Below are 25,348 nucleotides of genomic sequence, written 5' to 3' on the forward strand. Positions count from 1 at the left end.
TCTAGGATTATCTTAAACGAAAAATAATCCAAAGCGTTTTGTGAATTATGTTTCCAGCTATTCTTAATTAAGCACATATAGAATATACCATGGATAAATGCTTCTGTCTACTAAATACTTCGGTTTGCTAAAAATACTTTTAAAACGGGTACATTCAATTGTAGTGAACGCTAGGAGGATGAACCATATGACTGCATACATTGATCGCTCGAATATCGCTGCCACCATCGCCCACCATTCGAACTGGGCGCTCGGTGATTTATTGAAAGAAACACTTGATTGGCATGAGGCGACACGACAGGCCCACTATCCCGACCAAGCGAAAACCTATCTCTCTCACCTGCCGATGACCGAACGCATCGTCCCAGTGACAAGTTCCTTGCCGCTCGAGACGGTCGATGGAATCGTCCGCCCGGTGTGGATGCGCCGGCTCGATGCCGAGCACTTGAACTTGAGACAAGCGACACGCCAACATATCGACGTCACCGACTACGGGGCCGTCGGGGATGGTTTGACGGATTGCACGCTCGCTTTCCGGCTCGCCCTCCGGTCGAACCGCCACGTCCACGTGCCGGCCGGCGTGTATGTCGTCCGCGGCATCCGCATCCCGTCGAACTGTGTGCTTGAAGGGGCAAGCCAGCAGGAAACGATCATCAAGCTCTCGGACCGAGCTCCGAAACATCGACGGTTGCTTCGAAATGCAACCCCGTTCGCCGGAAACCACCATATCGAAGTCGCACATTTGACGCTCGACTGGAACGTGGAGCGCCTCGGTGACGTCGACCGGACCTCGAGTGGCGATACCGCTTCGAGCGCGTTAACGTTCGCGCACGTCAAATTCGGTTGGATTCACCATGTCACGGCGAAAAACGCGGGACTGCATGCCTTCGATATCACATCTCCTCATTATCATTACTTAGGGGACGGGCTTCGCGCCAAAAAAGGGAGCCGGTACGTGTGGCTCGACCATTGCGAAGCAACGAATTACGGAGACGACGGCATTACGACCCATCATAGCGACGCCCTCTATATCACGAACTGTTACTGCCATCATCCACACGGACGGACCCACGCCCATGGCTTCTCGAACTCGAACGGGATCGAGATTGATGACGGGTCACGCCACGTCACACTCGTCAATAATATGAGCGAAGGTTGTTTCGGGGGCGTCGAAGTGAAGGCGCACGGAACGTCATCGGCCGCCCATGACGTCCACATATTCGGACACTTCTCGTATCACGACAATCGGTCGTTCAATTTCCGTCATATCAGCCATCACTTGGCCGATGACCCGCAGTCGAAGACGGCCCGCTTCCTGTCGGGCACGAATCTCGTGTCGATGGAACCGGTCCGCTCGAAGCTGTATACGAAATCTTCGGCACGCAGCCTCGTCGTGTCGGCGTATCAGGACGTATTGATTCATGGATTCACGGCCATCGGCAATCCGGATTACGACTATCGCGCCAATCCAGCCCTCGCCGTCCAATATAAATCTCGCAACGTACGCTTGAAACGGATTGCGACGAGCGGATTTGCATCGGGTCGGGCCGACATTGAACTGTTCGGCGGCGATAACCGGACCGACCACGTCACGATCGAGGACGTTATCTGTCGCAACTCGGCCCCGGTCGCCTTGAAAATTGGTGGCCAGTTGACGAATATTACGCTCCAGCGAATCGAAGGCGAACAAAAAAGTGGAGATGTGCTCATCTCCACGAGTAGTCCAATCGAGGCTCACGACTTGTTTGCTTACGGGTTCTCAGACCGTGTACGCAACGATGTTTGAGCCGCCTCGACGAGTTCATCGAGCATCGTCTCGTCTAAATTGAGCGAACTCACCGTCTGTTTTGCCATCATGCGGACGATGGCTTTGTCGAGAAAGCCCATCCGCTCGAAATCATAGCCGTTACCGACGACCTCGACAAAATAAGCGTGTGCACGCAACACTTCTCGATACGCGTCCTCGAGCTCTCGTTGCCGCTCGGCTGGGGTCGGCGTACCGGCACATAAATAAAGGCCGAGCGGTCGTTTGAGCAATTGAGCTTCGTTGATGTGCAGCCAAGCCGTCATCTCGTCTTGAATTTTACCCATCCGGATTGAGCTGCCGACAATCACATGGTCGACCGTCCCCCACTCGACGTCCGGTGCTTCGACCACGTTTTGAATGTGGACGTCTCCCGGAAGCCGCTCCGCCAACAGATGGGCGACTTTCTCACTCGTCCCGTAGCGGGTCGAATAAGCAATTAACGTATTCATCGTGTTTCCCCCTTTCGGTCAGACTCTACTATCCCTATTCCCGAAACGGGTCATCTTTACTAACGACACAACAAAAACTCGCCAAGGAGGCGAGTTTTTTTCGTCACACTTTATACACTTGCGCTTCGTACGGACGAAGCGTGAACGGCTCGATTGGTTCCATGTTGCCGATGACGCGTTCTGTCACGTCATACGGCAGCTCCCGCGTCACCGTCTCAGCTGAGAAGTTGCAGAGCACGAGCCACGTCTCGCCTTCGAACGTACGTGTGAAGGCGTATACCGCTTCATCGTCCGGCAGCAACAACTCATACTTCCCGTAAACGACAATCGGATGTTGTTTCCGGAGCTGAATCAATTGGCGATAGTAATGGAAGAGCGAGTCCGGATCGCGTCGTGCCGCTTCCGCGTTCACGGTCACATAGTTCGGGTTGACCCCGATCCAAGGCGTGCCGGACGTGAATCCGCCTTGCGCCTCGGCCGACCACTGGACCGGCGTCCGTGAGTTGTCGCGCCCACGTGCGTGAATGCCGCGGAAAATCTCATCATGCGTCAACAGTCCGTTCGTCGTGTAATCCCGATACGCGTTGAGCGTCTCGATATCGCGGTACTCATCGATCGAGTCGAACGCCACGTTCGTCATCCCGAACTCTTCACCTTGATAGATGTAAGGCGTCCCTTTCAACATGTGCAGGAGCGTCGCCAGCATCTTACCAGAGACGACACGGTATTCGTCCGAGTCGTTCCCGAACCGTGAGATGGCTCGCGGTTGATCATGGTTGCTCCAATAGAGACTGTTCCAGCCATCTTCCTCAAGACCTTCCTGCCAACGCGAGAAGATTGTCTTCAAATCCGTCAACTTCCAGTCCGTCGGGTTCCATTTGCCGAAACTGCCGTTGCCGACGTCGACGTGTTCGAAATGGAACACCATGTTCAACTCATCACGGTCTGTTCCCGTATATAGCTTCGCCTCATCGACGCTGACGCCAGGCATCTCACCGACCGTGATCGTATCGTATTTCGACAAGACCTCACGATTCATCTCCTGAATGAACTCATGGATGCGCGGTCCGTTGAAGAAGAACGGTGTGCCGTCCCCATAACCTGTCCCACGCGTCTCCCCGTCTGGATAGCTCGGATCTTTCGAGATCATGTTGATGACGTCCATCCGGAAACCATCGACCCCTTTATCGAGCCAGTACGTCATCAAATCGTATACTTCACGGCGCAACGTCTCTGACTCCCAGTTCAAGTCTGGTTGCTTTTTGCTGAACAGGTGCAAGTAGTATTCGTCGCTTGCCTCATCGTATTGCCACGCACTCCCTCCGAAGAAAGCGCCCCAGTTCGTTGGCGGCTGACCGTTCTCGCCTTTTTTCCAAATGTAGTAGTCCCGGTACGGGCTGTCTTTTGAGGAGCGCGATTCCATGAACCATTGGTGTTCGTCCGACGAATGGTTGACGACGAGGTCCATCATGATTTTGATGCCGTGACGATGCGCTTCTTCGAGCATCGCATCGAAATCGTCCATCGTTCCGAACTCATCCATGATGGCCCGGTAATCGCGGATATCGTATCCGTTGTCGTCGTTCGGTGAATCGTACACCGGCGATAGCCAGATGACATCGATTCCGAGTTCCGCCAAATACGACATCTTCTCGGTGATTCCAGGGATGTCCCCAATGCCGTCACCGTTCGAGTCATTAAAGCTGCGCGGGTAAATTTGATAGACGACCGCTTCTTTCCACCATTGTTTCATGTTTCATCCTCCTCATACGTTCTGTCGATTTCATCGTACCCGCTCGTCGCCTTGATTTCTATCCATGATATGATGAGAATATGCACGATTTTGCTATTAAGAAAGGATGATTCGATGGAAATTGGCTTTTGTGGCTATTCTTATCATACAACGACCTACACTTTTCCTTTCCCGAATCGATTGGAGACGTATTTGATTCGTTTGCAGACGGAAGGCACGGCGCGCATCGTCGTCAATGGGAAGACGCATACGGCACGGCCTGGCGATTTGTTACTCGTCAAACCCGGTGACGAGTACGAATTGCATGTCGACACTCCGGCAAGCGGGGACTATCACCTCTTCTGTGATGGTCCGACACTCGATGCATGGTGGGCGGCGATCGACCGTTCCCGCATCACGTCTATCTCAATCGACCCTCGCCTGCTGTCAATCTGGCAGCATATCACCGAAGAGGCGCGACGCCCGACGACTGAACAAAGTCCGGATTTGATTGAGACACTGATTGAAGCCTTGCTTCTCATGCTGGACCGTTCCGTCCAAGAAGTGCAAGCAAACGTGCGGCCCCCGGTCGTGTCACGCATGATGCGTTATATAGAAGGAAACGTCACAAGCGACTTCAAAGTGGCAGACGTCGCCGACGCGGTCGGGCTCAGTGTATCGCGGACCGTCCACTTGTTCAAAGAAGTGACGGGTATGACGATTGTCGCCTATGCCCAATCGATTCGACTCCAGCTCGCCGAAGAACAGATGCAGTACACCCAGCACTCTCTCGAACGGATCGCCGAGCTGTCCGGATTCCGCTCCTATCCATATTTTCATCGAATCTTTAAACGAAAATATGGCGTCGCACCAGGGGTTTATCGCACACTTCAACAAAAAAACGAAAAAAAATAAAAAAAGAGTGATCCATTTTTTGAACCGCTCCGTTAGATGGGTGTAAACAACGACAACCACTCAAAAAAAGGAGCGATTACCCATGAAGAAGAAAACAATGAACAAGATTGTAGCACCGGCACTCGCACTCGGCTTACTCGTACCATTGAATGCACAGGCAGCGGATCACGCGCCGACAGCAAGCACACCAGCAGGTGACTTACGAGCCACGCTCGACCAATTACTGTCTGAGCATTACGTCTTAGCCGTCACATCGATGATGAAAGCTTATGATGGAGCACCTGACGCCGAAGTCGCGATGAAGGCCCTCGATCAAAACGCACTCGACATGACACCGGCCATCGCTTCAATTTACGGTGATGAAGGTGCAGCCCAGTTCGAAGAAATCTTCGCTGGTCACAACGACTACTCAGCTGACTTCGTCGAAGCGGCTAAATCAGAAGACAAAGAGCTTCGCGCTGACGCTGAAGCTGAAGTCGATGAATTCGTCGAAGAGTTCTCAACATTCCTTGATGCAGCAACAGAAGGTAACTTACCAAAAGACGCAGCCGCTGACGTACTTGAGCTTCACGAAGACCAAGTTCTCTCAGTATTCGACAACTACGTCGCAGGTGATTACGAGTCGGCATACATGACGTACCGCGAAGGGTACAAGCTCATGTTCGACATCAGTAAAGCCCTCTCAGGCGCAATCGTCACACAGATGCCTGACAAGTTTGAAACTGCTGCTGACACACCGGCCGTCGAGCTTCGTTCAACATTGAACAGCCTTGCTGGTGAGCACTTCGCCCTCGCAGCAATCGGCATGCAAAAAGGCTACGATCAAGCAGAAGACTTCGACTACGTGAGCTGGGCTGAAGATCAGAACACACTCGATTTCAAAGCAGCCATCGGTTCAGTCTATGGTGACGAAGGTGCGGCCCAATTCGAAAAAGTATGGAACGGGAACCACATCACAGCCCAAGGTGACATCGTTGCCGCTACACTCGAAGGCGACGAAGCTAAAATTGAAGAAGCACGCATGAAGCTCGACCAGTTCGCTGTCGATTTCAGCACATTCCTCGATGCAGCGACAGAAGGTAACTTGCCACAAGAAGCTGGCCAAGAAGCCATCAAACAACATGAGGCCCTCGTGCTTCAAACGTTCGATCAGTATGTAGTTGGTGATGCGGATGCCGCTTGGATGTCATTCCGTGAAGGATACGCGTTCATGTTCGGTGTTGGTGAGACACTCGGTAACGCGATCGTGACACAAATGCCTGACAAGTTCGCTGAAACAACAATGCCTGAAGAGATGCCTGAAACAGGTCTCGGTGGTGCACAAGAACAATCAATGAACACGCTCTACGCTGGCCTTGCTGTACTTGGCGGAATCTTACTCGCCTTCGTAACGCTTCGCAACCGTAAAGTGTCTGAACAATAATTCAATAAGGAGGGAGCCCCATGAACAAGCGCCATTTGTTTCTGGCGCTCTCTCTCTTTTGTTTTGGCTTCTGGACGTGGACGAGCGCCCAAGAATCGTCGTCACCACCTGTAGAAGAAAAACAAATAGAGGAGAGCCCAGATTTATCGGCTGAATTCTCACTTCTACAGGAAGAGGTGAAGAAGCTCCGATTAGCCGAGGAAGAGGAAAGTGCCAAGGCCGCGACACCCGTCCAACTTCAAATTCCTAAAATCAAGGTCGACACCGCAATCGAACAGGTCGGCGTACTCGACAACGGACAGATGGGCGTCCCAAAAGACGAGAACCAAGTCGGTTGGTTCGAGCCGGGCGTCAAACCTGGTAGTAAAGGAAATGCCGTCATCGCAGGACACGTCGACAGCAAGACCGGCCCTGCCGTCTTCTATGAACTCAATCAGCTGAAGACAGGCGATGCCGTGACGATTATCGACGAGAACGGCAACACGTTGACGTTTCGTGTCACAAAAACAGAGAGTTATGATACGAAAAACGCACCAATTGAAGACATCTTCGGAGCGACCTCGAGTCGACATTTGAACTTGATCACGTGTTCCGGTACGTTCGGTGACGGCGGTTACGACGAGCGGTTCGTCGTCTATACCGAACTTGTCGATACCGAAATCAATACCGAAGTCGAACTCGACGCACCAACGAGCGTCGAACTCCGCGGGAACTTATTGACGTGGCACGCCGTCCGTGACGACGCCGTCATCGGCTATCGTGTCTACGAAATGGTCGACGGTGAAGCGACACATATCGAAAGTATCCCGTCGCACGCCCGGAAGAGCATCGAAGTCACGAACGAGCAGGCAGCTTATTATGTGACAGCGATCGATCAACTCGGGAACGAGTCGAGTCCTTCTCAAGAGACGAGGTAACTACAAAAGAACCCGCAGACGATTTATGTCTGCGGGTTCTTTTGTTTTACACGAAGCATGGAATCTGCGGGTTGAACGTCTTATTGTTCTCCGTCATGATCTGTTTTTTGATTTTGCCTTCGCCGAGATAGACGATACGGTCAGCGAGCGCCTCTGCGTCCTCTTCATCGTGGGTAACGAAAATTGTCGTCGTCCCCGTTTGTTTGAGGAGGCGGCGCAAATCGTCCCGAATGCGATGCTGGAGCGACGTGTCCAAGTTGCTGAACGGCTCATCCAAGATGAGGAGCGATGGTTTCGGTGCCAACGCACGCGCGAGCGCGACACGCTGTTGCTGACCACCACTGAGCTCGTACGGATAGCGATGACGGAACTCGGACAAGTTCACGAGCGTCAGCATCTCTTCGACACGCTCGTTCCGTTCTTTCCGGCTCAATTTATGCAGACCGAAGCGGATGTTCTTCTCAACGGTCATATGCGGGAAGAGCGCATAGTCTTGGAACACCATCCCGACACCACGCTGTTCAGGCGGCATGAACTGGCAATCGTCGCAACAGACACAGTCGTTGACGACGACGACGCCTTGATTCGGCATCTCGAGCCCTGCGATGAGTCGTAAAATCGTACTCTTCCCAGAACCGCTGTCACCGAGAAGCGAGACGATCTCACCTTTTGTGATTGAGATTGAGAATCCTTTAATCGTCTCGGCTTGCGCACCTTTATAGCTGAAGTGTAAATCGTTGATTTGAACAAACATTAGTCGGCCTCCTTATCAAGCACCTTATGGAACACAAAGATCAACAGTCCGCTCATGAGCACGATGACGATCGAGGCGAGCGCTGCCTCATGTATCTTCTCGTCACTGACATATTTGAACGCCTGTGTGGCGAGCGTCGAAAAGTTGAATGGCTGCAAGAACAGCGTCAGCGGCAATTCTTTCATAATATCGATAAAGACGAGGATGAACGCGCTCATGATCGCCCCTTTAATCATCGGGATATCGACCCGGAAGAACGTCTGTACCGTCCCCCATCCGAGCATGCGCGACGCTTCCGTGAACGACTTGCCGACTTTCTCAAATCCACTCTCGATCGAGTTATAGCCGATGGCGAGGAAGCGGATGACGTAGGCGAAGATGAGCATGATGAGCGTCGTCCTGAACACGAACGTCTGGCCTAAATCCAAGGCGAGCGCCACGTTCAGCACCCACTCATCAAGCAGCAAGAACAACGTGATGACGGCGATGGCGATGGCCGCTCCCGGGATCGAATAACCGAGCGTCGTCACTTTCGAGATGACGCGTGTCATGTTCGACGGGAACAGGCGCGTGTAGTTCGCGATGATGAGCGCGAACACGAGAATGATCACGGTCGCGATGAACGCCACGCTCACCGTGTTCCAGACGAGGCGGAAAAACTCGGCCGTGAACACTTGCTCGAACGTCAATACCGTCCAAGCGACGAGTTGTACGAACGGGATGAGAAACGCGACGGCGAAGATGGTCGCCACATAGCCGAACACGGCGTAGCGGTGCCACCCGGTCAATTGTCTCGGTTTGAGCGGCTTCACTTTTGTCGTCGCATAGCTGAACTGCTTCCGCCCCCGGACGAGCCGTTCCATCGTCAAGATGGCGATAACAAGAATCATGAGCGTCCCGGCGAGTTTGAGCGCCGAGGACGTATCTTTCATCCCGAACCATGTACTGAAGATGGCCGTGCTGAACGTCTGAATCCCGAAGTATTTGACGACCCCATAGTCGTTCAATACTTCCATCAAGACAAGGCTGACCCCACCGATGATGGCGACACGCGAAATCGGGATGACGACGGTGAAGAAGATGTCCCATGAGCCGCGGCCGAGGATGCGGGCGTTCTCAATCATCGAGGACGATTGATTGTGCAGGAAGGCCCGCGTGATCGTATAAATGTATGGATACAAGAACAGCGTGAAGATGAACACCGTGCCTTGAATCGTCATGATGTTGAAGTACGTCTGGTCGACGGTGATGCCGAACTCATTGCGCAGCGTCGTCTGGATGACGCCCGTATAGTTCAAGATTCCGTGATACGTGTATCCCCCGATATAAGGCGGGATAGCGAGCGGTAAGATGAGCGCCCATTTGAAGAACCGACGGAACGGAAAGTCATAGACGGTGACGAACCAAGCCAAGCTCGTCCCGATGATGGTCGTCAACAATCCGGTCGCGAGCATGATGAACAGCGTATTGCGCACATAAGTCGGTAACAAGTACTCGCGGATGTGTTGCCAGTTGTCGTTGACCGGTGCGAACAGTTCGACCAAGACGACGACGCCTGGCAGGACGATGAACACCAGCGCGATAAAGCTGAGGATGGCCCATCCATTCAGTTGTCGTTTCAGCGCGTACCAGTTCATGTCGTACAACTCCCGTTCTTTCGTTCAGTCACTTCCTGTCCCATCATATCAGGTTCAACGCTCTCGTTGTACCGCTAGCGTGTCAAGAAACGCAAAAATCTTCGGCCTGAACGTCTGTTCAAGCCGAAGTCTTCTTATTTCCAGCCCGCTTCGTTGAAGAGACGGATGGCTTCTTGTTGGTGTTCTCCAAGTGCCGAGAGGTTGATGTCCTGCTCTTTGAACTCACCCCATGATTGGAGGAGTTCGTTCGGTTCAACCGACTCGTTGACCGGATACTCATAGTTCGCGCTCGCGAACTGTTCTTGTGCTGACGGGTCAGACATGAATTCCATGAGTTTCTTCGCATTGTCTTCGTTCTTCGAGGCTTTTGTCATCGCGATTCCTGAGATGTTCACGTGTGTCCCCGTCGTATCTTGGTTCGGGAAGAAGACACCGAGTTGCTCAGCCACTTTCTTCTCTTCCGCGTCTTCCGAGTTCAACATGAGACCCATATAGTATGTGTTCATGATGGCGACATCACCTTCACCGGCCACGACTGCTTTCGCTTGGTCACGGTCGTTTCCTTGTGGGTCGCGTGCAAAGTTGTTGACCATACCTTTCGCCCACTCTTTTGCCTGGTCGACACCGTTCACTTCGATGAACGAGGCGAGGAGCGAGATGTTGTACATGTTCTCAGACGGACGGACGAGAACTTTGCCGTTCCACTGTTCTTCTGTGAGTGCTTCATACGTTGACAAGTCTTCTGGTTTCACGCGGTCTTTGGCGTAGACGATGACACGGGCCCGCTTCGTGAGACCGAACCATTCTTTGTCTGTGTCACGGTATTTCTCAGGGACGTTTGACTCAAGCACATCGCTATCGACCGCTTGCAGATGTCCCGCTTCTTTGGCTTGATACAAGTTCCCTGCATCCGCTGTGATGAAGAGATCGGCTTCCGTGTTGTCGCCTTCTGTGTTCAAACGCTCGAGCAACTCATCGCTTTTCCCTTCGACGACGTTGACTTTCACGCCTGTCTCTTCTTCGAACTGCTTGTAAAGCTCTTTATCGACATCATAGTGACGGCTCGAGTAAACATTGACGACTTTTGACTCTTCTGCTGTCTCGTTGTCGCTTGAAGTCGTCGTTTCTTCTGTGCTGGCGCAAGCCGCAAGAAGTGATGTCGTGAGCGCAGCCGAAAGGCCAAGTGCCATGTACTTTTTGTTCATTTCATAATCCCCCACTTATTCATCTCTAATATTGGTAATGATAATTACTCTCAGTTACTATCATCACTGATAATCATTCTCACGTCAACCTTTTTTTGAAATCGTTTACCACAGTTATAAACACATAACTTAACAGTTTTAACATCATCATGTCTTGACTTCAAAATGACTAGCCCCCTATAGTGAAAGAGAACAAACCGTCTGGTCGGTACAGAAAGGAGGCATGACATGACAAACCGATCAATGATCACGAAACAGAAATTGTTGGATGCCGCGACGGATATCATCATGGAGCATGGTGTACATCATCTTACATTAGATGAAGTCGCCAAGACGGCTGGCGTCTCGAAAGGTGGTCTCCTATATCATTATCCATCCAAAGAAGCGCTGTTGACCGCAATCGTCGAACGGCTCCAAACCGAGCAAAACGAGTTGTACGAGTCGCTTCAAGCCGACGGCAACGGTCCTGTCGAAGCGTTCGTTCGCCTGTTTGACGAGACGAAACTCCATCCCGAGCGTTCACCGATTCACATCGACGCCGAGAAAATGATTGCCTTCTTGACGCTATTCGCTGTCGACCAGGAATACGCCGAACGGTGGAAGCACGACCTCGACACGTTCTTCGCAGCGTTTCAACAGACGAGCGATCCCGTCGAGACGATGATTATCCGTTATGCACTCGAAGGGATGATGATGTCCGAGCACTTTAACGTCGGCATCGCCCCTCCCGCCCTAAAACAAGACATTATCGCTCGCTTGATCGAGCGAGCCCGGAACATCGATTCGGGTAAAACAGACTAACCCATCAGAGGAGAAATGAACCCCATGCAGAAAATCACGTCCTTCTCCGTCAACAACAAGTTCGCAGTCTGGTTGATGACGATCATCTTGACGGCCGCCGGAATTTTCGCCGGCTTGACGATGAAACTAGAAACGTTGCCTGACATCACGACACCGACCGTCTCGGTGACGACGATTTACCCAGGTGCTTCACCTGAACAAGTGCTCGATGAAGTCAGTACCGTGCTCGAAGAGCGCTTGAAGAGCTTGAACGGGGTCGAACAAGTTCGATCGTCTTCGTTCCAGAACGCTTCAAACATTCAAATCGATTACGATTTCAGCACCGATATGGAAGAAGCTGAACAACTCGTCAAAGACGCGCTCAGCAACGTCGAGTTGCCGGAAGCCGTCCAAGACCCGCAAGTGTCGCGTCTCAGCTTTGACGCATTCCCGGTCATCGGGGCAGCCGTCTCAGATGAGAGTCTCGATTTGGCCGAATTGACGAAATTGGTCGAAGATGAGTTACAACCGGCCCTTGAAGGGGTCGAAGGCGCTCAGACCGTCCAAATCGCCGGACAAGAGATTCGTCGTGTCGAGCTTCAGTTCGATGAGGAGGCACTCGCCGACTACAACTTGACGGAAGACACGGTCAAACAGTTGATTCAAGCGAACGATGCCCGCATCGCGCTCGGCCTGTATGAACTCGGTGATACGGAACAAGCCGTCGTCATCGACGGGAAGTCGGAGACGCTCGAAGCGTTCCGCGACCTCCAAATCCCGTATTCACCCGCACAAACGGAACAGCCGGTGCCAGGTGCGCCAACGGAACTTCCGACTGGCGAGACCCCACAAGTCCCGACTGAAGTGCCAGGTGCCGTCCCACCTGCCAACGTCCCGACAACCGTCCCGACCGTCGCCTTGAGCGAACTCGCGACGATTGAAGACCGCGGCGTCGAGGAATCGATTTCACGGTCGAACGGGGAACGTTCCATCGGGATTCAAGTGACGAAAACGCAAGACGCGAACACCGTCGATGTCGTCAACGCCGTCAAAGATGTGCTCGCCGACTTCGAAGCCGACTATGACACGGCCAACGTCACAGTCACGCTCGACCAAGGCCAACCGATTGAAGAATCGGTCGAGACGATGGTCTCGAAAGCGTTACTCGGTGGTCTGTTCGCCATCTTGATTATTCTCGTGTTCCTTCGTAACTTCCGCTCGACGATTATTGCGGTCATCTCCATCCCGCTCTCGCTCTTGATGGCGTTGATCGTCTTGAAACAGCTCGACATCACGCTCAACATCATGACGCTCGGCGCGATGACCGTCGCCATCGGGCGGGTCGTCGATGACTCTATCGTCGTCATTGAGAACATTTACCGTCGCCTCACACGTCCGAACGAGACATTGCGCGGCAAAGAACTGATTATCGCTGCGACGAAGGAAGTGTTCATTCCGATCGCGTCGTCGACAATCGTCACAATCGCCGTCTTCTTGCCGCTCGGTTTCGTCACAGGATTCGTCGGCGAGCTGTTCTTACCGTTCGCCTTGACCGTCGTCTTCGCCTTGCTCGCGTCGCTACTCGTCGCGATCACGGTCGTACCGATGATGGCCGACTCGTTCTTTAAGAACCGCGACAAATTGAAACCGGAAGAAGGACCAGGGAAGCTCGCCGAATGGTATCGCGGCGTCCTCAACTGGTCGCTCAACCATAAACTCGTCGTCTTTGGATTAGCGACGCTTCTCTTAATCGGAAGTTTCGCCCTCGTCCCAGCCATTGGGGTCAACTTCTTGAACCAAGAGTCTGAGAAGACGCTTTACGTCACGTTCGACCCAGAACCGGGCCAAACGCTTGATGATTCGATTGCGGCGGCCGAAATCGCCGAGACGTATTTCATGGAAGAGCAAGCGGACGCGACCGACGTTCAATTCACGGTCGGTGGCGAGAACCCGCTCAACCCTGGGAACAACAAACAAGGGATTTTCATCGTCCAGTACGATCCGGACACGGAAGATTTCGCCGATGTCAAAATCGCCGACGTCGAACGGTTGAATGAACTCGCCTCAGGCGGTGAGTGGAAAGAACAAGACTTCGCCGGCGGCGCCGGAACGAGCGGTGTGACGTATAACGTCTATGCCAACTCACTTGAAGAGCTTGAAGCAATCGTCCCGACATTCATTGAGACGATTGAAGAAGAGACGGATTACGTCCGTCAAGCAACGTCTGACCTTCGCGAATCGTACGTGCAATACACGTTCAACGTCGACCAGCAAGCTGCTGCTGAGGCAGGTGTCTCGGCCGCTCAGCTCGCCCAGACGATTGGACAGTTCCAAGCGCAAGAAAGCCCGCTTTCGACCGTGACAATCGATGACAAGCAGCTCGATGTCATCATCCCGACGGAACAAGTCACGTACGACAGCATTGAAGACTTGCAGGAACAAGAAGTGACAACACCGTTCGGCCCTCGCCCAATCTCGGACTTCATCGAAGTCGAGGAAGGAACGACACCGGATACGCTCGTCCAACGTGACGGGAAGCTCCTAGCTCGCGTCAACGTCGAGCTCAGCACCGACAAAGCGACGGAAGCTTCGGCTGCCATCGAGGAACGTGTATCTGATATCGAACTCCCGACTGGTGTCTCGTATGACGTCGGTGGGGTCACTGAACAGATTCAAGAATCGTTCACCCAGCTCGGTCTCGCCATGCTCGCGGCCGTCGCCATCGTCTACTTGGTGCTCGTCATCACGTTCGGTGGTGCTGTCACACCGTTCGTCGTCCTGTTCTCGCTTCCTTACGCGATTATCGGGGGGCTTGTCGCCCTTCTCATTACAGGCGAAACGATTTCGGTATCTGCCTTAATCGGTGCGCTCATGTTAATCGGGATTGTTGTCACGAACGCCATCGTCTTGATTGACCGCGTCATTCATAAAGAAGCGGCCGATCTCTCGACACGCGATGCCTTGCTCGAAGCAGCCGGTACGCGTCTCCGTCCGATTCTCATGACGGCGCTCGCGACGATCGGTGCCCTCGCACCGCTCGCTCTCGGCCTTGAAGGCGGCGCCTTGATCTCGAAAGGTCTCGGTGTGACCGTCATCGGCGGACTGACGAGTTCGACGCTGTTGACGCTCCTTATCGTCCCAATCGTGTATGAGTTCTTCGCACGGTTCCGTAAGAAAAAAGAAGCGTAATTCAAAAGAGAGTCGCCCATAAAGGGTCGACTCTCTTTTTGCGCTCAGTAACATTGCATGATGATTTCAGCTTCTTCAAACCGCTTGGCTCGGAGCGCTTCGATCGGAATCAGGAAATAGAGGATGCCGGCGTCGCCGAACATGATGTCAAGTTCATCGCTTGAGTCCATTTGGAATAAGAGAAACGGGTCACTGAATCGTTCCCCATGGGTCTCTTCAACCTCTTCAAACACATCATGTTGCACCTCGTCTGGATGACCGCCGACCGCATGCGCCTCTTCTTCATTGAATAACTCCTCAAACGCGGAATACTCGTCCTCACTCATCAGATCAAACAAGTCGTGATCGTTCTGCGCATAGCCTTCTTCGAATGCGACAGCCCTCTCGTTGAGTGCTTCGCCGACGCGGACCCTTACAAGCGCCGTCGCATCTGTATAGAGGACGCGCCAAAGGTGACGTTCGTCCGCGTCACCCCACGGTTGTTCGTCCAAATCATAGAAGAACGATAACATCCCTTCTTTCGGAAGCGCTTCGACCGATTCAAATCCAGTGAAGTCACTCAGCCGGAACTGTGCCAACAACGTCAAGTTCTCTCCAGGATGGTCCGACGCACTCGGCAAATCTGGGTAGCCGCCAAATTTCGAATGACCAATCGCGACTTCTTCTCGTGTCGTTCGGGGTTCAAGCTTCAAGTTAACGCGCTTCGTGAACGCCGCCAAGATGTCATCACCCTGTTCGAGCCCGTGCTGATCAATAAACTGTTTGATTGATTGAAGTTCCATTCGAACACCTCATTCGGATATGATAAAAGTAGTCTACCATACCGAACGTGTGTACCCTTTATCATTTTTTATATAGCCTTTATCTTGACCGAATGAATGAAACTTGAGAAAATGCATACGTTTTGAACTTATTCGCGAAAGGATGTCATATATGCAACGTCTCATCAAATGGGTGATTGGCCTTTCGCTCTTGTTTGGCTTGAGCTCACTCGGCAATTGGATCGTCGCTGCGCTTGATTTAAAAGTTCCTGGAAGCGTCATCGGAATGGTCCTCTTACTGCTCTTATTGATGACGAAACTGATCCGTGTCGAGTGGATTGAAGACAGCGCTGGTTTTTTGACAAAGCATCTCGCTTTCTTCTTTATCCCGATTGCGGTCGGACTCATGTCTTACAGTGATTTATTGAAGGCGGAAGGTGTGCCACTGTTTGCCGCCTTGATCATCAGTCTATTCGTTGGTCTCATCGTCACCGCACTCATCTCTGGAAGACGAGGTGAAGCCTCATGACATTATTTTGGGTGCTCGTCACCATCGGCGTCTACATGTTGAGCCGCAAACTATCGTTCAAATGGGCGTCCCCCTTCACAAACGTCGTCTTCTTGAGTACAGCGACATTGATTGTCATCTTGCTCTTGTCCGGACAGACGTACGACACGTACGCCCCGGCTCGAGACGCCATCACGACGCTGCTTGGACCAGCCACGGTCGCACTCGGATTACCACTCTATCGCAACTTGCCTATCTTGCTCGCTCGCGCGAAACGGGCGCTCGGGGCCATCATGCTCGGGACGCTGTCGACGATTTTCGTCGCTGTCGGGTTAGGGACCGCGCTCAAATTGACGGATCACGTCTTGCTCGCCTTGTCCGTCAAATCAGTGACGTCACCAATCGCCTTAGAATTGGCGCGGCAACTACAAGGTGACGCCGCACTCGCCGCGTCGGTCGCCGTCGCTTGCGGAATCCTCGGGGCCATGCTCGGTCCGATGATTCTCACGCGCTTCAACGTGACCGACCCGTTCACGCGCGGACTTGCGCTCGGGACGCTCAGCCACGGCATCGGGACGGCTCAAGCTGCGACGGAACACCCATTATCCGGTGCGACAGGGGGAGCGGCAATGGGTCTGTCTGCCATCTTCACGTCATTTGTGTTGCCATTTCTACTTCCTCTTCTGTTTTGATTCGGGAAGAAATCGGGCACGAAGAGAGGCCATCGCGCCTCTCTTTTTATTTTCAAACAATTTCGATACTTTTCAAAACGGCTCTCATGCTAAACTAAATGAGAACAGATTCATCAGAGGAGGCAGACCATGCAATCGAAATTGATTGAACGTTTAATCACGTATGCAAAAATTGATACACAGTCCGACTTCACGAGTGAGACGACTCCGTCGACGGCGAAACAATGGGATTTGATTCGCCATCTCGAGACCGAATTGAAAGCAATCGGGCTCGAGGACGTCGAGACGGATGAGTACGGTTACTTGTTCGCGACACTTCCGAGTAACGTCGACCATGATGTACCGACGATCGGCTTACTTGCCCACGTCGATACGGCGACCGACTTCACCGGGACGAACGTCAACCCGCAACTCGTCGCACATTACGAGGGTGGCGATATCGTCTTGAACGAGGCGCTCCAAGTCATCTTGTCGCCGCGTGACTTCCCGGAGCTCGACGGCTATGTGGGACATACGCTCATCACGACAGACGGCACGACCTTGCTCGGTGCCGATGACAAAGCCGGTATGGCCGAAATCGTCACTGCGGTCGAATACTTATTGGCCCATCCGGAGATTCCGCACGGACCGGTCCGGATCGCCTTCACACCGGACGAAGAAATTGGACGCGGCCCGCACAAGTTCGACGTCGCTCGCTTCAACGCCGACTTCGCCTATACGATGGACGGCGGTCCCCTCGGCGAACTCCAATATGAGAGCTTCAACGCCGCTGGTGCCACGGTCACGTTCCATGGGACGAACGTCCACCCGGGCAGTGCCAAAAACAAGATGGTCAACTCGATGAAATTGGCGATGGCATTCCACAACCGCCTTCCGGCTGATGAGGCCCCAGAGCATACGAGCGACTACGAAGGATTCTTCCATCTGAACGGTTTCTCTGGCGACGTGGAGACGACGACGCTGCAATACATTATCCGTGACCACGATCGCACGAAGTTCGAGGCGCGCAAAGCGTTGCTTGAAAAGCTCGTCGTCGAATGGAAACAGAAGTACGGCGAAGCGCGCGTTGACTTAAAAATGGACGACCAATACTACAACATGGCCGAGAAAATCGAGCCAGTGAAACACATCGTCGATACGGTCGCCGACGTCATGCGCGAACTTGGAATCGAACCGAAAATCGAACCGATTCGCGGTGGTACGGACGGTTCGCAACTATCGTATATGGGACTCCCGACCCCGAACATCTTCACGGGCGGCGAGAACTATCACGGCAAGTTCGAGTACGTCTCCGTCAACAACATGGAAAAAGCGACCCACGTCATCATCCAGACGCTCCGCACGTTCGCTGAACGCGCGCGAGCATAACACATGCGCCTCCAATCGTTCTCTTCTAGAATAGAGACATTGGAGGCGATTTTTTATGAAGCATACGTTTCAAATGAACCTCGACTGGACCGGCGGACGCAACGACGTCGGAACGATTGAGGCCGAACGGTTAAAGACACAAATCTCGATTCCCCCGGAAATGGATGGTCCGGGCATCGGGACGAACCCCGATGAGATGTTGCTCGGTGCTGCGGCGACCTGCTATATCATCACGCTCGCGGCTATGCTCGGGCGAAGCGAACTGCCACATCGCGGAATCACGATTGACGCCGAAGGCATCGTCGACGTGACGAACGGTGTCTTCACGTATGAGACGATTCGCTACACGACCCGCATCAACGTGCCGACAGATGCCACAGACCGTGATATCACGCTCGTCGAACGGATCGCCAAGAAAGCCAAGGACGGCTGCATGATTTCACGCGCCTTGGCCGGCAACGTCACGTTCGAGCTCAGCACGACGGTCACACGCGTCGACTGACGATGTATCGCTTCGCACTAGACCTGCAAGAAGGCATCATTTTGAAACGACGCAATCGGTTCGTGATGGATGTATTGATCGGCGACACCGTCGTCGCCTGCCACTGTCCGGTCACAGGCCGCATCGGTGACCTCGTCTTTGACGGGGTGCCTTGCCTCATCTCGACAACGAACGATCCGCGACGGAACACCGCCTTCACAGTAGAAGCCATCTCGATTGATGCAGACCGACAATGGATTGGGATTCATCAAGGTCGCGCCAACGATTTCGTCGCGTATTGCTTGGACACGGACGCATTACCGGTCTTTCCTTACTCGAAACATGTGGAACGCGAGCAAGTCATTGGCACGTCACGACTCGATTTCAAAGTTGATGGTGTCTATATGGAAGTGAAGGCACCACTCACCGAGTTGTTCGTGACGCCTCTCCCCCGCTTTGAACGCCGTGCGGTGACGAGACCGATCGAGACCGAACGATTAATTCGCCATCTCGAGACGTTGATTGCGACGTTGCCTGCAACCAAACGGGCCGTCCTGCTGTATGTCTTCTTATATGATGCGCCCGTCTTCACCGGCAATCCGAACCGGAAACAAGACGCGCGGATTCGTCAGCTGATTCGCGATGCGATCACGAATGGATTAGAAATTTGGCAAGTGAACGGCGACCTGTCCAGAGAAGGGATTCGTTTGATCCGATGTGTTGAGACAACGAATCATTTCAAGTAAAAAAGCCATCGCTGATGGCTTTTTTACTGTAATAACAGTGGGGTCACGTATGCCTCGATGACGGCCGAAATGGCGAGGAGCGGCACCGCGATGAAGAGAAACATCTTCACGCCTGCCACAAATAGCGCCTTGAACGTGACGTCCGTCTCTTTACCGCGCAGTTTCTTCCACACGTAACGGTTGAGCGATAATCCCATCGCCGCTCCGAGTAAGATGGCCGATATCTCCGTGACACCGTGGGGTAAAATGCCGAGCACGATGACCCGAATCACGGATTCGCCGGCAAACCCAACGAGCATGGCGACCAACCCGATGACCGCGGCGTTGATGACGACGAACACGTACGGGATGAAGAGTGGAATCATCCCGAGCAGGAAGGCGAACAGCGTGACACGCGTATTGTTCACGAACAAGGCAATCATCGTCTCATGGGCGCTCGAATCGAACGTCAAGCCCCTCGATTCAAACGTATCTCCGAGCTGCGCTAAAATCTCGTCTATTTGATCGGGTGCGATGAACGATCGAAACAAGAAATACGACCCGATACCCGTCACGAGGAAAATGACCCATAGACGGAAGAAATCTCTACGATAATAGTTCGACCACGCTTCTTTCAGCGGGAGCGTTGTTTTCATGACTGATTCCCCCTTTTATTCTCTATACGAATCAGGTTGCTGTTTGTTTCATTTTTACCCACGACTGCGCGTTTTCAAAAAACGTGATACAATACACGTCGTAAACTAATCAGAAAAACGAGGGATCCTATACATGATTACAGTAAATAACGTAAGTCTCCAATTCGGTGGACGCAAGTTGTTCGAAGACGTGAACATCAAGTTCACACCAGGCAACTGTTACGGCTTGATCGGTGCGAACGGCGCCGGGAAGTCAACATTCTTAAAAATTCTTGCCGGTGAGCAAGACACGACGACAGGTGACGTCAGCTTCTCGCCTGGCGAACGCCTCGCTGTCCTTAAACAGGACCATTATGCGTACGAAGATCAAGCGGTACTCGAGACGGTCATCATGGGCCACGAGCGCTTGTATCAAGTCATGAAAGAAAAAGACGCCATCTATATGAAGGAAGATTTCTCTGACGAAGATGGTATGCGCGCTGCTGAACTCGAAGGCGAATTCGCTGAGATGAACGGTTGGGAAGCCGAATCAGAAGCTGCCATGGTCCTTCAAGGACTCGGCATCACGGACGCGTCACACCACAAGCTCATGAGTGAGCTCACAGGTGGCGAGAAAGTTAAAGTTCTCCTTGCGCAAGCATTGTTTGGCAAACCTGACATTCTTCTCCTCGATGAGCCGACGAACGGTCTTGACCTTAAAGCGATTCAATGGCTCGAAGAGTTCTTAATCAACTTCGAGAACACCGTCATCGTCGTATCCCATGACCGTCACTTCTTGAACAAAGTATGTACGCACATGGCCGACCTCGACTTCGGTAAGATTCAATTGTACGTCGGGAACTACGACTTCTGGTACGAGTCGAGCCAACTTGCTTCACGCATGGCCAACGACCAGAACAAGAAAAAAGAAGAGAAGATTAAAGAACTTCAAAACTTCATCGCCCGTTTCAGCTCGAACGCCTCGAAGGCGCGTCAAGCGACGTCGCGTAAGAAGTTGCTCGATAAAATCACGCTCGACGATATCCGTCCATCGTCACGCCGTTATCCGTTCGTCGGTTTCTCGATGGAACGTGAAATCGGGAACGACGTGCTCTACGTCGACAACGTCTCGAAGACAATCGATGGCGTCAAAGTACTCGACAACGTCACGTTCTCATTGAACAAGACGGACAAAGTCGCATTCGTCGGCCGTTCGGACGTCGCCATCACGACACTCTTCAAAATCATCATGGGTGAGATGGAGCCTGACGCAGGTACGGTCAAATGGGGCGTCACGACGACACAGTCGTACTTCCCGAAAGACAACTCAGAATACTTCGAAGGCTCGGATAAGAGCATCTTGGATTGGTTACGCCAGTTCTCACCAGCAGACGAGTCGGATACGTTCCTTCGCGGCTTCCTCGGTCGTATGCTCTTCTCAGGCGAAGAAGTCATGAAGAAAGCATCTGTCCTCTCAGGGGGAGAGAAAGTGCGTTGCATGCTCTCGAAAATGATGCTGTCGAACTCGAACGTCCTCGTCCTCGACGATCCGACGAATCACTTGGACCTCGAGTCGATCACAGCGCTCAACAACGGGCTCGAGACGTTCAAAGGCGTACTCCTCTTTAGCTCGCATGACCATCAGCTCATCTCAACGATTGCCACGCGCATCATCGAAGTGACGCCGAACGGGATTGTCGACAAAGAAGCGACGTACGACGAGTTCCTCGAGAACGAATCGCTCCAACAACAAGTCGAATCACTTTATCAGAACGCATAAGAAAAACGATCGGCCGCGGCCGATCGTTTTTTATTTGACCTCGACGGTCTCCATGATGTGTTCATGGATGTCGTGTCCTTTTGTCACATGGACTTGAACGTTATACGTACCGGCCTCAAAGAATGTATGCTCACCCGCATAGTTTCCGCCTTCCGTTTCTTCGAGTTTCACCCACTCGTGTTTGTCTGCACCGTCTTTAAACACTTCAAGTTGAACATCCGCACCTGTCAACGCCTCATGCTCAATCTCGACGTTGACGGTGAACGGTTGGGCTTCCTCGGCGACCGCTTGTGTCGGGTCGAGGACAATGTCCGCTCCGGCGTGATGGTGATGATCTTCTTCAGCCTCTGCTTCCGCCGCTGTCTCTGGATGACCGACCGTCACGTTCGTCGTCGGCATCGTATGCATCGACCGAGCCGTTACATGCACTTGAACCGTATAGACCGCTTCTTCGGCAAACGACGTCTCCGCCTCATATACGCCGTCTTCTGTGAGCGTCGCTTTTGTCATCTCGCTCTCTTCCTTGGCACCGTTCTTCCAGACTTCGAACTTAATTTCGTCGGCGTCATCGACCGCTTTCCCGTCTTGTGTGACGCGAACCGCCAATGTGACCGCCTCGTCTTTATCGGCTGTCGCCGGCACGTTCAATTCTGCTTCTACCGGCTCCATCGATGGCGTGGTCTCGGCGCTTTTTGTTGTCTCATCTGTCCCGCACGCTCCGAGAACGAATAGACCGACCAGTCCAAACGTTACACCCAATCGTTTCATCATGGTGTTCATATTGAATCCCCCTATTCAATCGCTTACATTCTTCACACATTGTTCATGATAGCACCCTTTTTTCGGAAATGTGTGAGGATTGTGTGATATTTTCCGAGTTTACCACTCATAAATTGAACACAAATTTTGAGAGATATTATCCAAAAAATCCTTTGCCTTATTTTAGGATTGGACGATGTTTGCCATCAAAAGGGGGTATATAAAATATATACACAGCTCAATATATGGAAAGCCTTAACATCAAGATACATACACCCAAGAATGGAGGCGAAACCAAAATGAAGAGCAGGTTCGTACGTGTGTTAATGGCCTTGTTGATCATGTTGGCACCGTTAGTCGCTTATCCAAAATCGGCCGATGCCGCCGCGTCGAAATTCATCACGAGCGTGAACACGACGAGTAAAGTCGTTGCGTTGACGTTCGATGACGGAGCGGATGGTGCGAATACGAATAAGATTTTGGACATACTTGCCAAGAACAATGTCAAAGCCACTTTCTTTTTGACTGGATCGGGCGCCAATAACCATCCTCAATACATCAAAAACATCGCCGCTAAAGGTCACCAATTCGGTAACCATTCGTATACTCATCCAGACTTCACGAAGTTGACCGCCACGCAGATGAAATCGGAACTCGATCGGACGGAAGCGAAAATTAAATCGATTACCGGTAAAACAACAAAACCAATTTTCCGGGCCCCATTCGGCGCCGTTAACAGCGCCGTGTTGAGCGGAGTTGGTGCAGCAGGCTACGGCTACACGATTCAATGGAACATCGATACCGTCGACTGGAAAGGTGTCACCGCTAGTCAAATCAATACGAAAGTACAAGCGAATATCAAACCGGGCTCAATCGTCTTAATGCACACCGGTGCCGGCGCTCCGGGCACACCGCTCGCCTTGCCGACGATGATTTCGCAATTGAAAGCGAAGGGCTATAAATTCGTCACTGTCTCCCAACTCCTTGCTTATCGTTCTACTTCGACTGCCAAAACGTATACCGTCAAATCAGGTGATACCCTCTATAGCATCGCTCGTGCTTACGGCGTCACCGTCTCTGCCCTCGCCGCCGCCAATAAAATCACAAACTACAATTTGATTTATGTCGGACAAGTGCTCGTCATCCCAGGTACGACAACAACTCCGACGACAGTGAAGTACACCGTCAAATCGGGCGACACGCTCTATAAGATTGCGACGATGTATAATACGACCGTCGCCAAGATTGCCGCCGCCAACAATATTACGAACACGAGCTTGATTTACGTCGGGCAAGTGCTCACGATTCCACGTTAACCAAAAAGAAGTGTCCGCCACACATTCCGCGGGCACTTCTTTTATGTGCCAAGACATTCATCGACCATCGCGACCGCGACATGCGCGTCATTGACCCCGTGGACGAGGACACGGCCGTCTTTGAATAAGAGCATCCGATGATTCCGCCAGCGCCATTCTAACGTGAACGGTGTTCGCTTCACCGCAATGTCAGCACGTTCTAGCAGATTGGCGATAGGGGCCAGTCCTTCGATGGACCGACGGACTTGAACGACGTCACGTCCGCATAGAAGCGACGTCTGCTGTCGATTTGACACAAGGCTCGGATAGTCATGCGTCTGACAAGACGGGCAAGACACGTCGATGAGCCGCGCGACATCGAGTCGCTGCGACTGATTTTCCCACATGTCTTCAATCAAGAGCCGACGTTCCATCTTTTCAGGACGACCCGTCAAAAACTTCAACGCCTCGACGACTTGACGACTCGCCACGTGTTGTACAATCGGTGCCACCACTCCCGCTGTCGCACACGTCTGTCCAGCTAGTGGTAAGTGACGCATGAGGCAGCGAAGACATGGGGCCTCTCCCGGCATCACCGTGTAGTTCATGCCGTACGCCCCGACGCACGAGGCGAACATGAACGGAATGCCGCGGTCGAGTGCGAAATCGTTTAACAACAGCCGTGTCTCGACATTGTCTGTTGCGTCCAAAACGAGATCGACGTGAGGCAAGGCGCGAAGCCAATCCCACGAGACGTCGACGATTTGCGCGTCTAACTCGATGTCCGAGTTGATGACCCGTAAACGTTCGAGCGCGGCAATCGCTTTTGGCGTCTCACTGATCGCATCCTGTTCTACGTAAAGCGTCTGTCGCTGTAAGTTCGTCACCTCGACATAATCCCGGTCGACGAGGACGAGCGAGACACCGGCCCGCACAAGCTGATCACTTACGGCCGCACCGAGCGCACCGAGACCGATGACGAGCACCCGTTTCTCCATCAGACGTTCTTGGCCCTCCGCTCCGATGCCGTGGAACCGGGCCTGCCGCGCATAGCGCTCCGAGGCGTGTGTCATCGGACGTAATCCCCTGACTTCCCACCTTGTTTCTCGAGCAGATATGTCGGTCCGATGACGATCCCTTTATCGACGGCTTTTGTCATGTCATACACGGTCAAGGCGGCGACGGACGCGGCCGTCAACGCCTCCATCTCGACACCGGTATCACCTTTCGTCTTCACGAACGCCTCGATGATGAGCTGCGTCCCGTCCCACTCGAACGTCAAGTCGACTTTTTTCAAGGCGAGCGGGTGGCACATCGGGATGATGCGGCTCGTCTCTTTAGCGGCCATGATGCCAGCCACTTGGGCGACGGCGAGCACATCTCCTTTTGCAAGACCGCCGTCTGTGATGAGCTGTTTGAGTTCACGACTCAGTTCAACCGACGTACGGGCCCGAGCCGTCCGTGTCGTCTCTACTTTCCCGGATACATCGACCATCTGCGCCCGTCCTTGGTTGTTCATATGTGTTAATTCCATCG

23 protein-coding genes are annotated in these 25,348 nt (G+C 52.7%); 13 read left to right on the forward strand and 10 right to left on the reverse strand.

All coding sequences use genetic code 11. The features are described 5' to 3' along the window. Positions 1–187 precede the first annotated feature (187 nt). Positions 188–1,786 (forward strand): glycoside hydrolase family 55 protein, encoded by a 1,599-nt coding sequence (locus KNP84_RS09085; protein ID WP_215114654.1) that lies wholly within the window; start codon positions 188–190, stop codon positions 1,784–1,786. On the opposite strand, the gene KNP84_RS09090 is transcribed toward KNP84_RS09085, so the two are convergent. Together KNP84_RS09090 and KNP84_RS09095 are read right to left on the reverse strand one after the other, a co-directional pair. Further along, positions 1,750–2,256 carry a flavodoxin domain-containing protein gene (locus KNP84_RS09090; protein ID WP_021068053.1) on the reverse strand — a complete coding sequence of 169 codons (507 nt, stop codon included), beginning with the start codon at positions 2,254–2,256 and terminating at the stop codon, positions 1,750–1,752. The genes KNP84_RS09085 and KNP84_RS09090 overlap by 37 nt on opposite strands. Positions 2,257–2,359: 103 nt before the next feature. Continuing rightward, positions 2,360–4,009 carry a glycoside hydrolase family 13 protein gene (locus tag KNP84_RS09095; protein ID WP_215114655.1) on the reverse strand — a complete coding sequence of 550 codons (1,650 nt, stop codon included), beginning with the start codon at positions 4,007–4,009 and terminating at the stop codon, positions 2,360–2,362. A gap of 114 nt (positions 4,010–4,123) precedes the next feature. Between KNP84_RS09095 and KNP84_RS09100 the strand changes: the two genes are divergently transcribed. The 3 genes from KNP84_RS09100 (at position 4,124) to KNP84_RS09110 (ending at position 7,243) form a co-directional block, all read left to right on the forward strand. After that, the gene (locus tag KNP84_RS09100) at positions 4,124–4,903 is read left to right on the forward strand and encodes a helix-turn-helix domain-containing protein (RefSeq protein WP_214836731.1); all 780 of its coding nucleotides are present in this window, start codon (positions 4,124–4,126) and stop codon (positions 4,901–4,903) included. 82 nt (positions 4,904–4,985) lie between these two features. Then, a complete protein-coding gene (locus tag KNP84_RS09105; RefSeq protein WP_215114656.1) occupies positions 4,986–6,326 on the forward strand; it encodes a globin family protein in 1,341 nt (446 codons plus the stop codon). Positions 6,327–6,346: 20 nt separating this feature from the next. Next, entirely contained in the window at positions 6,347–7,243 is an 897-nt protein-coding gene (locus tag KNP84_RS09110) for a class F sortase (RefSeq protein WP_215114657.1), read from the forward strand. 46 nt (positions 7,244–7,289) lie between these two features. Here KNP84_RS09110 and KNP84_RS09115 read toward each other — a convergent pair whose 3' ends face one another. From KNP84_RS09115 to KNP84_RS09125, 3 genes are all read right to left on the reverse strand, one after another. Then, positions 7,290–7,997 carry an ABC transporter ATP-binding protein gene (locus tag KNP84_RS09115; RefSeq protein WP_021068048.1) on the reverse strand — a complete coding sequence of 236 codons (708 nt, stop codon included), beginning with the start codon at positions 7,995–7,997 and terminating at the stop codon, positions 7,290–7,292. Next, positions 7,997–9,634, reverse strand: coding sequence for an ABC transporter permease (locus tag KNP84_RS09120; RefSeq protein ID WP_058765398.1), 1,638 nt, complete (start codon positions 9,632–9,634; stop codon positions 7,997–7,999). The genes KNP84_RS09115 and KNP84_RS09120 overlap by 1 nt, the downstream gene beginning before the upstream one ends. 134 nt (positions 9,635–9,768) lie before the next feature. After that, a complete protein-coding gene (locus tag KNP84_RS09125) occupies positions 9,769–10,839 on the reverse strand; it encodes a Fe(3+) ABC transporter substrate-binding protein (protein ID WP_214801591.1) in 1,071 nt (356 codons plus the stop codon). Between the two features lie 228 nt (positions 10,840–11,067). On the opposite strand from KNP84_RS09125, the gene KNP84_RS09130 reads away from it, so the two are divergent. Together KNP84_RS09130 and KNP84_RS09135 are read left to right on the forward strand one after the other, a co-directional pair. After that, positions 11,068–11,640 carry a TetR/AcrR family transcriptional regulator gene (locus KNP84_RS09130; protein WP_021068045.1) on the forward strand — a complete coding sequence of 191 codons (573 nt, stop codon included), beginning with the start codon at positions 11,068–11,070 and terminating at the stop codon, positions 11,638–11,640. A 24-nt stretch (positions 11,641–11,664) separates the two neighbouring features. After that, the gene (locus KNP84_RS09135) at positions 11,665–14,808 is read left to right on the forward strand and encodes an efflux RND transporter permease subunit (protein WP_215114658.1); all 3,144 of its coding nucleotides are present in this window, start codon (positions 11,665–11,667) and stop codon (positions 14,806–14,808) included. A 44-nt stretch (positions 14,809–14,852) separates the two neighbouring features. Here the strand turns inward: KNP84_RS09135 and KNP84_RS09140 are convergent, their stop codons facing one another. After that, on the reverse strand, positions 14,853–15,590 hold the full coding sequence (locus tag KNP84_RS09140; protein WP_214801595.1) for a YwqG family protein: 738 nt from the start codon (positions 15,588–15,590) through the stop codon (positions 14,853–14,855). A gap of 151 nt (positions 15,591–15,741) precedes the next feature. On the opposite strand from KNP84_RS09140, the gene KNP84_RS09145 reads away from it, so the two are divergent. The 5 genes from KNP84_RS09145 to KNP84_RS09165 all read left to right on the forward strand — a co-directional run bounded on the left by KNP84_RS09145 (position 15,742) and on the right by KNP84_RS09165 (position 19,364). Beyond that, on the forward strand, positions 15,742–16,098 hold the full coding sequence (locus KNP84_RS09145; protein WP_214836715.1) for a CidA/LrgA family protein: 357 nt from the start codon (positions 15,742–15,744) through the stop codon (positions 16,096–16,098). After that, positions 16,095–16,769 (forward strand): LrgB family protein, encoded by a 675-nt coding sequence (locus tag KNP84_RS09150; protein WP_058765390.1) that lies wholly within the window; start codon positions 16,095–16,097, stop codon positions 16,767–16,769. Before KNP84_RS09145 ends, KNP84_RS09150 begins: the two co-directional genes overlap by 4 nt. Positions 16,770–16,898: 129 nt before the next feature. Next, positions 16,899–18,137: a peptidase T gene (gene pepT / locus KNP84_RS09155; RefSeq protein WP_029596316.1), complete on the forward strand. Its 1,239-nt coding sequence runs from the start codon at positions 16,899–16,901 to the stop codon at positions 18,135–18,137. Positions 18,138–18,192: 55 nt separating this feature from the next. Continuing rightward, positions 18,193–18,639: an SACOL1771 family peroxiredoxin gene (locus KNP84_RS09160; RefSeq protein WP_214801604.1), complete on the forward strand. Its 447-nt coding sequence runs from the start codon at positions 18,193–18,195 to the stop codon at positions 18,637–18,639. A 2-nt stretch (positions 18,640–18,641) separates the two neighbouring features. Further along, on the forward strand, positions 18,642–19,364 hold the full coding sequence (locus tag KNP84_RS09165; RefSeq protein ID WP_215114659.1) for a DNA/RNA nuclease SfsA: 723 nt from the start codon (positions 18,642–18,644) through the stop codon (positions 19,362–19,364). A gap of 23 nt (positions 19,365–19,387) precedes the next feature. On the opposite strand, the gene KNP84_RS09170 is transcribed toward KNP84_RS09165, so the two are convergent. Beyond that, positions 19,388–19,999 (reverse strand): stage II sporulation protein M, encoded by a 612-nt coding sequence (locus KNP84_RS09170; RefSeq protein WP_021068038.1) that lies wholly within the window; start codon positions 19,997–19,999, stop codon positions 19,388–19,390. Between the two features lie 133 nt (positions 20,000–20,132). Here KNP84_RS09170 and KNP84_RS09175 point away from each other — a divergent pair, with 133 nt between their 5' ends. Continuing rightward, a complete protein-coding gene (locus tag KNP84_RS09175) occupies positions 20,133–21,758 on the forward strand; it encodes an ABC-F family ATP-binding cassette domain-containing protein (RefSeq protein ID WP_214753607.1) in 1,626 nt (541 codons plus the stop codon). A 30-nt stretch (positions 21,759–21,788) separates the two neighbouring features. Here KNP84_RS09175 and KNP84_RS09180 read toward each other — a convergent pair whose 3' ends face one another. Continuing rightward, a complete protein-coding gene (locus KNP84_RS09180) occupies positions 21,789–22,538 on the reverse strand; it encodes a FixH family protein (protein WP_214801610.1) in 750 nt (249 codons plus the stop codon). A 305-nt stretch (positions 22,539–22,843) separates the two neighbouring features. On the opposite strand from KNP84_RS09180, the gene KNP84_RS09185 reads away from it, so the two are divergent. Beyond that, positions 22,844–23,833 carry a LysM peptidoglycan-binding domain-containing protein gene (locus KNP84_RS09185; protein ID WP_353049105.1) on the forward strand — a complete coding sequence of 330 codons (990 nt, stop codon included), beginning with the start codon at positions 22,844–22,846 and terminating at the stop codon, positions 23,831–23,833. A 41-nt stretch (positions 23,834–23,874) separates the two neighbouring features. Here the strand turns inward: KNP84_RS09185 and KNP84_RS09190 are convergent, their stop codons facing one another. Both KNP84_RS09190 and moaC read right to left on the reverse strand, forming a co-directional pair. Beyond that, complete coding sequence (locus KNP84_RS09190; RefSeq protein WP_215114660.1) at positions 23,875–24,885, reverse strand: ThiF family adenylyltransferase; 1,011 nt, start codon at positions 24,883–24,885, stop codon at positions 23,875–23,877. Further along, positions 24,882–25,346, reverse strand: a complete 465-nt coding sequence (moaC, locus tag KNP84_RS09195; RefSeq protein ID WP_214801619.1) for a cyclic pyranopterin monophosphate synthase MoaC — start codon at positions 25,344–25,346, stop codon at positions 24,882–24,884. The genes KNP84_RS09190 and moaC overlap by 4 nt, the downstream gene beginning before the upstream one ends. Positions 25,347–25,348: the final 2 nt, after the last annotated feature.

Origin of the sequence: Exiguobacterium sp. s70 (genome assembly GCF_018618315.1) — a bacterium.
Lineage (GTDB): Bacteria > Bacillota > Bacilli > Exiguobacteriales > Exiguobacteriaceae > Exiguobacterium > Exiguobacterium chiriqhucha.

Excerpts from the sequence above, each read along its gene's own strand:
- KNP84_RS09090 (WP_021068053.1), bottom strand. The coding sequence starts at position 2,256 with ATGAATACGTTAATTGCTTATTCGACCCGCTACGGGACGAGTGAGAAA.
- KNP84_RS09085 (WP_215114654.1), top strand. The coding sequence starts at position 188 with ATGACTGCATACATTGATCGCTCGAATATCGCTGCCACCATCGCCCAC.
- KNP84_RS09185 (WP_353049105.1), top strand. The coding sequence starts at position 22,844 with ATGGCCTTGTTGATCATGTTGGCACCGTTAGTCGCTTATCCAAAATCG.
- KNP84_RS09145 (WP_214836715.1), top strand. The coding sequence starts at position 15,742 with ATGCAACGTCTCATCAAATGGGTGATTGGCCTTTCGCTCTTGTTTGGC.
- KNP84_RS09150 (WP_058765390.1), top strand. The coding sequence starts at position 16,095 with ATGACATTATTTTGGGTGCTCGTCACCATCGGCGTCTACATGTTGAGC.
- KNP84_RS09170 (WP_021068038.1), bottom strand. The coding sequence starts at position 19,999 with ATGAAAACAACGCTCCCGCTGAAAGAAGCGTGGTCGAACTATTATCGT.
- KNP84_RS09105 (WP_215114656.1), top strand. The coding sequence starts at position 4,986 with ATGAAGAAGAAAACAATGAACAAGATTGTAGCACCGGCACTCGCACTC.
- moaC (WP_214801619.1), bottom strand. The coding sequence starts at position 25,346 with ATGGAATTAACACATATGAACAACCAAGGACGGGCGCAGATGGTCGAT.
- KNP84_RS09175 (WP_214753607.1), top strand. The coding sequence starts at position 20,133 with ATGATTACAGTAAATAACGTAAGTCTCCAATTCGGTGGACGCAAGTTG.
- KNP84_RS09110 (WP_215114657.1), top strand. The coding sequence starts at position 6,347 with ATGAACAAGCGCCATTTGTTTCTGGCGCTCTCTCTCTTTTGTTTTGGC.
- KNP84_RS09180 (WP_214801610.1), bottom strand. The coding sequence starts at position 22,538 with ATGAACACCATGATGAAACGATTGGGTGTAACGTTTGGACTGGTCGGT.
- KNP84_RS09100 (WP_214836731.1), top strand. The coding sequence starts at position 4,124 with ATGGAAATTGGCTTTTGTGGCTATTCTTATCATACAACGACCTACACT.
- KNP84_RS09095 (WP_215114655.1), bottom strand. The coding sequence starts at position 4,009 with ATGAAACAATGGTGGAAAGAAGCGGTCGTCTATCAAATTTACCCGCGC.
- KNP84_RS09165 (WP_215114659.1), top strand. The coding sequence starts at position 18,642 with ATGTATCGCTTCGCACTAGACCTGCAAGAAGGCATCATTTTGAAACGA.
- KNP84_RS09135 (WP_215114658.1), top strand. The coding sequence starts at position 11,665 with ATGCAGAAAATCACGTCCTTCTCCGTCAACAACAAGTTCGCAGTCTGG.
- KNP84_RS09120 (WP_058765398.1), bottom strand. The coding sequence starts at position 9,634 with ATGAACTGGTACGCGCTGAAACGACAACTGAATGGATGGGCCATCCTC.
- pepT (WP_029596316.1), top strand. The coding sequence starts at position 16,899 with ATGCAATCGAAATTGATTGAACGTTTAATCACGTATGCAAAAATTGAT.
- KNP84_RS09115 (WP_021068048.1), bottom strand. The coding sequence starts at position 7,997 with ATGTTTGTTCAAATCAACGATTTACACTTCAGCTATAAAGGTGCGCAA.
- KNP84_RS09140 (WP_214801595.1), bottom strand. The coding sequence starts at position 15,590 with ATGGAACTTCAATCAATCAAACAGTTTATTGATCAGCACGGGCTCGAA.
- KNP84_RS09160 (WP_214801604.1), top strand. The coding sequence starts at position 18,193 with ATGAAGCATACGTTTCAAATGAACCTCGACTGGACCGGCGGACGCAAC.
- KNP84_RS09125 (WP_214801591.1), bottom strand. The coding sequence starts at position 10,839 with ATGAACAAAAAGTACATGGCACTTGGCCTTTCGGCTGCGCTCACGACA.
- KNP84_RS09190 (WP_215114660.1), bottom strand. The coding sequence starts at position 24,885 with ATGACACACGCCTCGGAGCGCTATGCGCGGCAGGCCCGGTTCCACGGC.
- KNP84_RS09130 (WP_021068045.1), top strand. The coding sequence starts at position 11,068 with ATGACAAACCGATCAATGATCACGAAACAGAAATTGTTGGATGCCGCG.